At 42.3% G+C, this 12505-nt stretch carries 9 protein-coding genes; 6 read left to right on the top strand and 3 right to left on the bottom strand.

Features of this window, described 5'->3' with window-relative positions; all coding sequences use genetic code 11:
* Positions 1-105 precede the first annotated feature (105 nt).
* The 6 genes from BUC10_RS10895 to BUC10_RS10920 all read left to right on the top strand — a co-directional run bounded on the left by BUC10_RS10895 (position 106) and on the right by BUC10_RS10920 (position 10950).
* Complete coding sequence (locus BUC10_RS10895; RefSeq protein ID WP_073179459.1) at positions 106-3234, top strand: SusC/RagA family TonB-linked outer membrane protein; 3129 nt, start codon at positions 106-108, stop codon at positions 3232-3234.
* 11 nt (positions 3235-3245) lie between these two features.
* Positions 3246-4928 carry a SusD/RagB family nutrient-binding outer membrane lipoprotein gene (locus BUC10_RS10900; protein ID WP_073179462.1) on the top strand — a complete coding sequence of 561 codons (1683 nt, stop codon included), beginning with the start codon at positions 3246-3248 and terminating at the stop codon, positions 4926-4928.
* A 158-nt stretch (positions 4929-5086) separates the two neighbouring features.
* Positions 5087-8431, top strand: a complete 3345-nt coding sequence (locus tag BUC10_RS10905) for a VCBS repeat-containing protein (RefSeq protein WP_073179464.1) — start codon at positions 5087-5089, stop codon at positions 8429-8431.
* A 9-nt stretch (positions 8432-8440) separates the two neighbouring features.
* Positions 8441-9382, top strand: a complete 942-nt coding sequence (locus tag BUC10_RS10910; RefSeq protein ID WP_073179466.1) for an ROK family protein — start codon at positions 8441-8443, stop codon at positions 9380-9382.
* A 508-nt stretch (positions 9383-9890) separates the two neighbouring features.
* The gene (locus BUC10_RS10915) at positions 9891-10316 is read left to right on the top strand and encodes a hypothetical protein (protein WP_073179468.1); all 426 of its coding nucleotides are present in this window, start codon (positions 9891-9893) and stop codon (positions 10314-10316) included.
* The gene (locus BUC10_RS10920) at positions 10282-10950 is read left to right on the top strand and encodes a LytR/AlgR family response regulator transcription factor (protein ID WP_245812817.1); all 669 of its coding nucleotides are present in this window, start codon (positions 10282-10284) and stop codon (positions 10948-10950) included. Before BUC10_RS10915 ends, BUC10_RS10920 begins: the two co-directional genes overlap by 35 nt.
* Here the strand turns inward: BUC10_RS10920 and BUC10_RS10925 are convergent.
* From BUC10_RS10925 to BUC10_RS10935, 3 genes are read right to left on the bottom strand one after another with little or no spacing between them, the layout of a single operon-like run.
* Positions 10945-11310: a DUF7009 family protein gene (locus BUC10_RS10925; protein ID WP_073179472.1), complete on the bottom strand. Its 366-nt coding sequence runs from the start codon at positions 11308-11310 to the stop codon at positions 10945-10947. The two genes, BUC10_RS10920 and BUC10_RS10925, sit on opposite strands and share 6 nt — an antisense overlap.
* On the bottom strand, positions 11300-11893 hold the full coding sequence (locus BUC10_RS10930) for a precorrin-2 dehydrogenase/sirohydrochlorin ferrochelatase family protein (RefSeq protein ID WP_073179474.1): 594 nt from the start codon (positions 11891-11893) through the stop codon (positions 11300-11302). Before BUC10_RS10930 ends, BUC10_RS10925 begins: the two co-directional genes overlap by 11 nt.
* A complete protein-coding gene (locus BUC10_RS10935) occupies positions 11880-12479 on the bottom strand; it encodes a DUF4202 domain-containing protein (protein WP_073179476.1) in 600 nt (199 codons plus the stop codon). Before BUC10_RS10935 ends, BUC10_RS10930 begins: the two co-directional genes overlap by 14 nt.
* Between the last annotated feature and the right edge of the window lie 26 nt (positions 12480-12505).

The raw sequence follows: 12505 nt of genomic DNA on the forward strand, positions 1-12505 counted from the left end.
TATTAGTCGAAATTTTTTCCTATATATATAAGGAATTAGAACTTTTATGAAGCGAACTTTAAGCTTTTATTAAGCTTTATAACTAATAACCTAACTCAGAGTAGTATGAACAAAAAACTTCATTACTTTTTTATGCTTGCGTGTATCCTATGTTTTCAAGGAATACTAGCGCAAGGAAAAACCGTTACAGGAACGGTTACTGATGCAAGTACTGGAACTCCGATTCCAGGTATTACAGTTGTGGAACAGGGCACCACTAATGGGACCTCCACAGATTTCGACGGAAATTATTCCATTTCTGTTTCCGGCAATTCAGCCGTTTTGGTGTTTACCGGAATCGGCTACACCACTCAAGAAGCTCCAGTCGGCTCGCAATCAGCAATCAACATTCTTTTGGTTGAAGACGTGGAACTACTGGATGAAGTAGTGGTAACCGCCTTAGGTATTAGTCGGGAGAAAAAATCTCTTGGTTATGCCGTTACAGAAGTTGGCGGAGATGCGGTGTCCTTGGTAAAGGAACCAAACGTGGTGAATTCACTGGCTGGTAAAGTAGCTGGGGTAGTAATCTCTCAGGGTACAGCCGGTGCAGGTAGTGGTTCCCGTGTGGTAATCCGTGGAAACAATTCCATTACTGGTAACAACCAACCTCTATACGTAGTTGACGGGGTACCAATCGACAATACCGCTTTGGGAGCACCTGATGGTTCAGGTCAATTTAACATTAACAATTTAGGTGATGGTATCTCTGATATCAACCCAGATGACATTGAATCCATTTCGGTACTTAAAGGTCCCAACGCTGCGGCTTTATATGGTTCTAGGGCAAGTAACGGGGTAATCATCATCACTACCAAAAAAGGAGATTTGGATAGAGGTTTAGGTGTTTCTTTTACATCAAACGCCTTGTTCGATGACCCTTTGGTACTTCCTAAATATCAGAATGAGTTTGGAAGGGGTACGGATGGTGCTTTTCCACAAATCAACCCAGACGACCCATTGGCGACTCAGGTAAATACGGTTGCGGGAGCTGGTTCTTGGGGTCCAAGATTTGATGGTTCGCAACAACTGGCCTATAATGGGCAGCAAAGAGCTTATGTGGCACAACCTAACAATGTCAAGAATTTCTTTGAAACGGGAACGAGCTTTATCAACACAGTTGCGCTAAGCGGTGGTAGTGAAAATGCGTCTGTCCGTTTTTCCTATACCAATTCGGACATAGAGTCCATCCTTCCAAATTCTGGAATTGATAGAGACAACTTCAACCTAAGGGCATTTGCTAATCTATCGGATAAACTGAGTTTAGATACTAGGATTACTTATTTCAAACAAACCGCGCGTAATCGTCCAAATCAAGGTACGGAAGGTGTAGCCGCTTATCTATGGACTTTGGCAAGAAACGTGAGACTTTCTGACCTTCAGGTTTTTCAGGATATTGAAAATCCAATCAATCCAGATGATATTTACAGAGTTATTGCTCCTACCGCCTCAGGCGGTAACCCATACTGGATTCTTCAAAATGATTCTAATGAAGATAGAAGAACCAGAATTACGGGCTTTGCCAAATTGCAATACCAGTTTAACGATTGGCTATCGGCTTTTGTTAGGGTAGGTACGGATGATATCACGCAAGATGTTGAGAGTGTAACACGGGTAGGACACCACTTCTTTGGAGATGGTAGGATTAGATTTCAGAAAAACGACCGAACAGAAACCAATTATGACTTCTTGGTTATGTTCAATAAGGCTTTAAGTGATAAGTTCAGTTTAACGGCCAATGCTGGTGCAAATGCACTACGCTTCTCATCCATAACCTCCGAGACACGCGGGGAGAACTTTAAAATTCCTGGAAGACCATTATTGGACAATACAGAAGAACTTTTTGCCACACAAGGCCAAAGAGTGCCAAAGGATATCAACTCGGTTTACGGTTCGGCCTCATTGGCCTATGATAACACGATTTATCTTGACTTGACAGGTAGAAACGACTGGTCTTCAGCATTAGCTGACGGCAACAACTCTTATTTCTATAGCTCTGCCAGTTTGAGTGTTTTGCTGAATGAAGCATTTGACTTGGGAAGCAAGGTTGACCTTCTTAAACTAAGGGGTAGTATTGCTACCGTTGGTAATGATACCGACCCACAGCAATTGGTCAACGTATTTAGAGTTGCCGCCGATGGATTCTTAGGCAATATCACTGTTAGTAGGGACAACATTCTCTTTAGTGAAAGTCTTCGTCCAGAAGAGGTGACTTCTACCGAATTAGGTCTTGAATACCGAGGCTTCGGAAATCGTCTTTATGCGGATCTTTCATACTATGACATTAAATCCCAAGATTTGATTTTTGACGTACCATTGGGCACTGGAGCTGCATTTGACTCCTTCAGAACCAATGTTGGTGAAATCAGCAATAAAGGTTTTGAGATATTGGTTGGTGGAACTCCTCTACAGACCAAGAATTTTTCTTGGGACACTTCCATAAATTTGGCGAGAAACAAAAACGAGCTTGTGAGTCTAGTTGATGGACAGGACTTTTTCGAGTTTAGCCGGGACAATGGGGGTACGGTAGCAGTGGTAGCTAGAGCCGAAGAGGGCTTTGGTGATATTGAGACCACAACTTGGCTAAGAAATGACCAGGGCCAGCTCATCGTAACCGCTGAAGGTCGGCCACAAGCGACAACTGAAAGGGAAAAATTCGGAAACTATCAGCCTGATTTAACCGGTGGTTTTACCAATACGTTCCGTTACAAAGATTTCACTTTAAACACCCTAATCGATTTCCGAATCGGTGGTGAAGTATACTCCTTTACCGATGCAGCTTTGGATGCAGCAGGGGTTTCAGAACGATCTTTACAGTTTAGGGATAGTGGAATTCTTGTTGAGGGTGTTATTGATAACGGTGATGGAACTTTCACTCCAAATACCACAACAATTAGTGCCCAAGATTATTGGGGAGCTGTTAGTGGTATTGGATCCGAGTATGTTTTTGATCAAACCAACTTCAGGTTAAGAGAGGTAAGTTTGAGTTATACTTTCCCAAGTAAACTCCTGAAAAACACATTTGTACGTAGCGCTACCTTGAGTGCAGTCGGAAGAAATTTGTTATTTTTATATAAAAAAGCTGATAACTTCGATCCCGAATCAAGTTATTCCACATCCAATTTTGCCCAAGGAGTGCTGTTTTATGCGCTTCCGACTACAAGAAGTCTAGGACTTAGCCTAAATGTCAACTTTTAAAAAATTGTGAAATGAGAAAAATTGAATTAGTAATCTGCATGTTGCTGTGCCTAGGATTGGCCAGTTCGTGCACTGAGAATTTCGAAGAAATGAATACCGATCAGGAAGGTTTCCTTGCTGAAGAGGTAAGTGCCAAGTTCTTCCTAACGGACGTACAGTTCCGATTGTATTCCCCTGATCGTTTTCCATATTGGAGGGCCCATTTGATCCATGCGGATCGTTATGCCGGACATTTTACGTTTGGACATACATCCTCCTGGTGGTCAGATGAACTCTGTTATTCCTACAATGCAGGATATACAGACGCTTCCTTTGACTGGCTCAACAGTTACCTTGGACGTGTAATTGAGTTCCAGAATTTTGTTAAGGAAGGTGGGGATTTGGAAAACGAATTCATGTTTGCCATGTCCTTAATCATTAAAGGCCTCTACTATCAGATGTATACCGATACTTTTGGTATGGTTCCTTATACTGAAGCAGGTGTTGAGGGTATATTAACACCCAAGTTTGATGAACAATCCGTTATCTATCAAGGTGTCATTGCTGACTTAGATGCCGCCATGGCAATCATAGGAGATACTGAAAGAACAGGAATCGGTGTTAATGATGCTGGGGACAACGACATCTATTGTGGTGGTGACTTACAACAGTGGAAACGTTTGGCCAATACATTAAAACTGAGAATAGCCATGCGTGCTTTAGGTGCTCCTGGAGAAAGTTTTGCAGAATCTGCAATCAATCAGGCTTTGGCCGCTCCCCTTTTGGATGATGCCAATGGAAGTGTGGTGATGACCAAAGATTTTGTGATCAGTCAATGGGCGGCAGCTGCATATGGAGATATCTGGCATAACTTTGGCGGAGGGTCTGATTGGACCGTTGGTGCTCCTCTAATTAACATGTTGAAAAACAACAACGACCCAAGGTTATCGGCTTATGCCAAACCTGCAGTTGGTGGCACTTTCAAATTTGTTGACAATCCCGAAACTCCAGATCCAAATTATCAGGATCGTGTGGACTTCATAATAGCCTCTCTTGACGATGCTGGAGCTACATACGCCTCATCAATGAGTGGAGACACTACTATCATAGAAATGGGACCAGGTCAGTATGTAGGGCAACCCGTCAGAATAAATGGAGACACGAAATCCTATGTTCGTTACGACCTTTTCAGCACCCCTAGCGATAGGGTAATACAGGAAAAAGGTTCTCAAGTAGATGCCTATCCTGAGGTTATTTTAACTAGTGCAGAATCTTACTTCTTGCAGGCTGAAGCTGCTGTTCGAGGATTATCTGGTGGTGATGCCCAAATGTTGTTTGCAACAGGGATTAAAGAAGCCATGAAACTTTGGGGTATTCCGGAAGGCGATGCGGACACCTATATAGCTACTGAGGCAGCGGCGGATATCACGGCCGGCACCACGGATGAGAGATTGGAAAAAATAGCGCTTCAAAGATGGTTGGCAAGCTATACCGATGGTTTTGAAGCATGGGCCGTAGTTAGGGATACAGGTTATCCATCAGAATTGGCAGCTGGAGTTTCTGACCAGATAATTTATGGGCTTGGTAATTTAAATGGTGATTACCCGCAGCGTATGAGATATGGTTCAGGAGCACAGGACAATCCAAACTTCAGCGCTGTTGCAGGTGCCCAAGGAGAAGACGTGCAGGCAACCACATTGTGGTTTGCCCAATAAGAACTTACTGTAGAGTAATCCATTGAGTTGATTAATTTATAGTTTGAGTTAGTTTCATTTATAGTTAATTTCAAGTAAAGGAAGAGCAATCTTCCTTTACTTTTTTATAATTTTCTTTCAATTAGTACCGGTCTTTTACAGACCATCAACCTCTTCTAATGAAAAAGAAATCAACCTTCCGTTTATTGGGAGCGCTTATTCCATTGCTAATGGTATTGTGCTCTTGTATGCCTAAAAAACAAGAATCATCATTTCTCTTCCACAATCTGGATAGCGATTGGACCAACATCCACTTTAAGAATACTATAGTAGAAAATGGACTGACAAACTCATTTCTCTACGAATATGTATACAATGGCGGGGGTGTAGCTGTGGGCGATCTGAACAATGACGGTTTGGAAGATATTTATTTCACCTCCAACCTAAGCAAAAACCATTTGTATCTAAATCAGGGACAGCTCCAATTTGAAGATATCACTGCCGAATCCGGGACAGCGGGAAACAAGGGTTGGACCACCGGAACAAATATGATAGATATAAACAACGATGGATTGTTGGACATCTATATCTGTAAATCTGGCCCGTACAAGAGAAAGGCTTTGTTACAAAACGAACTTTACATTAACCAAGGGCCAAATGAAGATGGCGTTCCGACATTTAAGGAAGAAGCAGAAAAATTTGGTTTGGCCGATGCTGGCAACTCCATTCAATCCGCCTTCATTGATTATGACCTGGACGGAGACTTGGACATGTATCTCATGAACCACAATCCTCAAACTTTCGGAATGGGCAACACTGAAAGTCTCTCCCCACTGGGCGACCAGTTCTACGAAAATAACAATGGCAAATATGTAAACGTCACCAGAAAAGTCGGTATTTACTCCAATGCCATTTCCTATGGTCTTGGAATAGGCGTTGGCGACCTCAACAAGGATGGTTGGCCCGACATATATGTTTCCAATGATTATGATGAGCCGGACTATATGTACATCAACCAAAAGGATGGTTCATTTAAGGAGGTTGCCAAACAAGCCCTCAACCACATGTCCAATTTTTCCATGGGCAACGACATAGCCGATTTTGATAATGACGGTTACCTAGATATACTTACGCTCGATATGGTTTCAGAAGACAATTATGGGATGAAAACCAGTATGGCAAGCATGAACCCGGAAAAATTCCAAAACAATGTGCAGGCTGGCAAGCACTATCAATATATGTACAACACACTCCAAAAACATAGCTCCCATGTTGATAGTAATGGAATACCCTTCTTTTCAGAGGTCGCCCAAAAAACTGGCATATCCAACACGGATTGGAGCTGGGCTCCTTTGATGGCGGATTTCGACAATGATGGATTAAAGGATGTTTTCATCTCCAACGGTATTAAAAGGGACTTTAGGAACAAGGACTTTTTCGCAAAAATGAAGGAGTACATGAACCAGCATCAAGATGCACTTTCCAATCCTGAAAAAATCACCTACCTCATCAATAGCACCCCTCACCGACCCTACCAAAATTATTTTTACAAAAATACCGGAGGTTTGGCCTTTGAGAATGCCACCAACCTATGGCTACAAGATTCCATCACCACCTATTCCAACGGTGCCGCTTATGCGGATTTGGACAACGATGGCGATCTGGATGTTGTGGTAAACAACGTTGACGAAAAAGCTTCAATTCTAGAAAACAATTCCAATCGTCTATTGGAAAACAATTATATCAAATTACGCTTTAAGGGACCTAAAGCGAACTCCATGGGTATTGGCGCTAAAGTGAAAGTATACACCCAAGGTGAGCTTCAGGAATATACCAACTATAGTGTTCGGGGGTATCAGTCTTCGGTCCCACCAAATTTAACCATTGGCTTGGGCATGGCCGATCAAATAGATTCCCTATTCGTGTATTGGTCAAAGGATGAAGTACAACTGGTTGAAAATCCTCAGATCAATATTGATAACATCATCAGTTACGACCAAAAAGCAATTATCAACAAAAAGAAAATCCAAGATTCAGAAAAATTATTTCAAGTCGCTCATGTAGTTGAGGGCATTTCCCACTTGGAAAACTACTATGACGACTATGAAAAGCAAGTGCTGTTGCCCCATAAACTGTCCAAATTTGGCCCGGCTCTAGCGGTGGCCGATATCAATGGGGACAATAAGGAAGATTTTTTTCTTGGCCAAAGTACCGGGACACCCTCTTCCCTATATGTGCAACTACCCAATGGCAGTTTTAAAGAGCATCAGGTTTTTCATGACTCAGCAATATTTGAAGACGTTGATGCCCAGTTTTTTGATTACGACAACGACGGTGACCAAGATTTGATTGTAGCCTCAGGAGGAAATGAATTTGAACAAGGTTCGCCCAATTATGCGGATCGTTTGTACGAAAACAGAGGTGGCAGATTCTACCTAAGGTCAGACTTAATGCCCCAAATACATAGCAGTAGCTCCAGGATCAAAGTATCGGATTTTGACCGAGACGGTTTTATGGATGTTTTCATTGGAGGAAGGTTTGTTCCCCATGATTACCCCTCCCCTGCCAGCAGTCATTTACTTAAAAATGACAAGGGCAAATTTGTGGATGTCACAAATGAAATAGCGCCGGAACTTAATGCCATCGGACTGGTCACGGATGGCGTTTGGATGGACTATGATCAAGATAAGGATTTGGATCTATGCCTAGTTGGTGAGTGGATGGGGCCTACCTTTTTTGAGAATCAAAATGGAAAATTCAAGAAAAGGGACCTACCTGTAACGGAAATCTTATCCGGTTGGTATTATGCCATAGAGTCCATGGATATTGATAACGATGGGGATGAGGACTTGATTTTGGGCAACCTAGGTCAAAATTACAAGTACAAAGCAAGCAAGGACGAACCATTTGAAGTGTATTACCATGATTTTGACACGAATGGAAGCAAGGACCTGGTACTGGGTTATTACAATTTTGGAGAATTGTTTCCCGTCCGAGGCAGGGAATGTTCGTCCCAGCAGATGCCATCAATCAAAAAAATAACGCCTACGTACGACCTATTTGGAAAATCGACAATTAGCGATATCTATGGCCATGAAAATCTTAGTGAAGCATTGCACTTGACCGCGTACAACTTTAAAAGTGGAGTTTTGCTGAACAACGGAAATATGGATTTTGAGTTCATCGCTTTTCCAGAAATGGCTCAGTTATCATCCATAAACGCCATTTTGGGCCATGATTTTGATGAAGATGGTAAAATTGATCTTATTATCGGTGGAAATCTGTTTTCGTCCGAAATCGAAACCCCCCGAAATGATGCTGGCTATGGCTTAGTCCTAAAAAACTTGGGCAAGGGACAATTTACTTCGTTAAATGCAAATAAAACAGGCCTATTCGTCCCTACCGATTTAAAAAATTTAAGTTTTATTGAAATTTCCGGAACAATGCATCTTTTGGCTGGAAATAACGATGACGCTTTACAATCTTTCTCCATTAAACAAAAAAGGCCCAACTCAAACCTTTAGCCCCTAACAATGAACAAACATGGCACATACGTTGTTGGAGTGGATGTAGGTGGAACACACATCGCATCAGCTGTTGTGGATGTCCAGAAAAAGAAGATTTTGGAACACACCTACGCTTCCAGTCATGTGGCCAATATGGAGCCTTTTGAATCCATAATGGAACTATGGGGCAGCACCCTTAACAAGACCATTAGTGCCACATATCCATTACCTATTAAAGGAATAGCCTTTGCCATTCCAGGCCCTTTCAATTATAAAGACGGTATTGCCCTATACCCGGAAGGTTTCAAATATGGTGAACTATATGGAATGAACATTGAGCGGACGCTCTCCGCCCTTTTAGACCATACCCCTCCCCTAGCACTACGTTTTTTGAATGATGCCACTTCGTTTGCCGTAGGAGAAGCATGGCTATCGGAAGAAAAAGGGCATAGCCGCCAGCTTTGCATTACACTTGGAACAGGCCTAGGAGCCGGGTTTATAGCGAACGGAATACCGGTGGTACACGGATCATCAGTTCCAGAAAATGGCTGCCTTTGGAATCTTCCCTACAAAAACGGTATCGCTGATGATTATTTTTCCACTAGAGGATGCATCAATGCCTATTATGACTTGACAGGTGAAACAGTTACTGGAGTAAAGCAATTGGCTAATCTCTATTCCAAAGACTTGAATGCTCAACAAATGTTTGCTGATTTCGGGAAAGAACTAGGAGACTTTTTAGCCCCCAGATTGATTCGGTTTAGAGCCAACACCTTGGTTTTGGGAGGAAATATCTCCAAAGCCTACGCCTGTTTTGGGCGCGAACTCCAAACCAGTCTCAACCACAATGGTGTTTCACTTCCCATACGGATATCAAACCATATGGAAAAAGCGGCCATTATGGGATGTACCAGAGTGTTTGAGCCTCATTTTTGGAAAGGAATCAAGAATAATCTCCCTGTTTTATAGAACCTCTTTGTCTGATTTTTTTTTCTCAAGGATGTATATCCACCAATTCAAACTGCCCATTCATGAACTCAAACACCCCATTCGTTAATTGGCAACCATTTTCTAAAAGGCTATCCATTAAGTTTGAACCATACGTATTTAGCAATGTCAATTTGATTGAAGTGGTTCAATTCGTTTTGGCTTAAATACATAGCAATGCACTTTTAGGCTGATGGTCACAAAGTGTTTAGTTTAGTTGAGGTTTCCATTGCACCAGGGAATTTATTTTCCCTGGTCGTAATGGATTTTTTGCTTTCCCCTACTTTCCATCCCAATATTATATTACCCAACACCAAATCTACCCTCTTAAAAAGACTTCAATTTTGCCAACCGTTAACCCAACCGCTCCATCCGTCAATTGAAACAGGGCATACGTTCATTTATCCTCACCCACACCCACCATTTACATTCTCTTTGCAGCCAGTTAAACCATAACCCTTCCCTAAATGGGGTTTAATAAGATTTTATCATGAACTTTAAGATTTTTACATTGGGTCTGCTTTTTTTCATCACAACCCAAATCAATGCCCAATCTTACTCCGGTTTTCTGGCGGACAATTATAATGGGGTCCATGGAGTGCTCCAAAATCCTGCAAACATTGCTGATTCGAGACTAAAACTGGATCTTAATCTTTTTGGCATCAGTACATTCTTTGGAAATAACTATTTGGGCATTAGACTGGACGATGCCTTTTCGAATGTAGGTTCTGTTTTTGATACGGCCGAGCAAACGCCAAAAAGAGACAATTTTCTGAGTGCCAACCTAGACATTTTGGGACCTTCCATAATGTTGGGCATCAACAAAAAAAGTGCAGTGGCCCTATTCACCAGGGGACGTTTCTTTTTTAATGCGGATGATATTGACGGGACACTTTTGGACAAGGAAGGTGGATGAAGCGGTAAAGGTACTTTCCGTTATGAGTCCTGATGTGGTATTCTTGGATATTGAACTACAAACCGGCCAGGGTTTTGATGTTTTGGACAAGATCAAGGACCCTACCTTTGAGGTCATATTTACAACTGCCTTTGAAAAATATGCCATCAAGGCAATAAAGTTCAGCTCCCTGGACTATCTGCTCAAACCCATAGATCTTGATGAACTAAAACAAGCTGTTGAAAAGGCCAGAAACCGGATGGACACCAATGTGTACAGACAGCAAATAGACACCCTGATGCAGAACCTTTCCAAAGAGACCTACAAACAGGAAAAAATATGCCTCGCCACCACCGGAGGTATGGAATTTATTGCCATTGAAGATATAGTTTTCTGCAAAGCGGATGGCTCCTATACCTGCGTGGTCCTAAAAAATAAGAGCAAACTTTTGGTAAGCAAGCACTTAAAGGAATATGAGGCTCTTTTGGGCGACCACGACTTCATGCGAGTGCACAACAGCTATGTAATCAATTTAAAAGAAGTGAAAAAATACATTAAAGCGGATGGAGGCTACATTATGATGAGCAATGACATGCATGTTAGCCTATCCCCTCGAAAAAAAGAGGAACTTATCGATGCAATGAAACGATTATAACGCCTTGGGGTTTGGGTAATTATCCGATTGGTCCTCAATGGTTTCGTCCATGCACACAAAATCCTTCTCCACTAAAAGGTTAAGTGCCTCTCCATTGTTGAGCTGGAAAGTGTTCTCATACCCAACCCTGGGACTTCCGGCCCATACCTCGGTTTCCTCACGGGGCAGATAGATGGTAATTGTATTGTTTTCAAAAGAAGCTTCCAATCCGGAAATCCCATCTTTGGCCACCAAACGATATATGAAGGTTTGGGTATTAAATTGGGTTTCATCGCTATAACTACCCTCCTTGCAAAAAGTCTCAACCTCCGTTCTGGTGAGGCGGTAACGTACCGAATTTCCTCTAATCCTAATCTTCATGTTTTCCTTTTTTCTGAACCAGGCCCTTCGTGAACTCGTTCAATGCCTCAACCTTTTCCTCAAAATCACCTTTTAGTGTTTTCCTGTATTCGTTCAGGTTTTTGACCAAATCATCAATATCCTCCGGCAATACATCCTCAAAAAACTGCCTTAACCGCTTTGCCGTTGTTGGAGACTTACCGTTGGTGGAAATAGCCACTTTTACATTACCCTTGGTCACAATTCCGCCCATATAAAAATCGCAAAAAGGTGGGTTGTCCGCCACGTTGACCAAAATGCTACGTTCTCTGCAATCATGATATACCTCCTCATTGACTTTAGGCTTATCGGTGCAGGCCACTACCATGTGCTTCCCATTCAAAAAACCCTTGCGGTAGGGTTCCACAGTCAATTGAACCCCATGTTTTTCCGCCAACTCCCTGGTTTCCCTTAAAAACTCCAGAGCCACCATCTGTACTTGGGCCTTGGGACTGGATTTGAGCAAAAAAGTTAATTTTTCCAAGCCTACGTTCCCGCCTCCGACAATTAGGACTTGTAGTTGGTTTACCTTTAAAAAAATGGGATATAACTCATTCCGCTCCATGGTCAATCGCTTTTTGTATTACATTTTTTGCTTTCCGGGAAATTGTAAGTTTTAGGGCCGCACTTTGTCCCTTAGTCGACATTTTTTTCCAAGTCTTTCCGAGGATGTCGATGACCTTTTTCTCCTCATGTTTTTCCGCAAAGGGTTCAAAATAGTGTTTTAGAAAGACCAAACAGATCACATCTTCCAGAGTCTGGGTTTCTTTATTTTTCTTTAGCTGTTTTTTTTGCAGCAATAGCTGTACCTGGTCAATGGTTTCATTGGTGAAGCCAACTTCCTGAAGTATCCCAGCCGCTTTTTCAGCATGAAACTTTTTAAGTTCCTGACGCCATTTTAAGTAGCCCACCCGATCCATTTCGTAGGTGTTTCTGGGGACCTCCCAGCGACAAATATGTTGGCTCCGGGCCGCAAGTTTCAGGGCCATACTGGCGTTTGGCTCAAAATCATCCAGGGTTTCCGTCATCCTTTGGGCATAGAGCAACTCTTTAGGATAGGCTTTGCCATTTACCTCCTCTATATTCGGGTCCCTGGCATTGGCCTCGTCAAATAGGTCAAAAGCCTGCTGTAATTTTGGGGAAATGCCCATAAAACGGATTTTTTCTAAAGCTATTT

The organism is Flagellimonas flava (assembly GCF_900129665.1).
Taxonomy (GTDB): domain Bacteria; phylum Bacteroidota; class Bacteroidia; order Flavobacteriales; family Flavobacteriaceae; genus Flagellimonas; species Flagellimonas flava.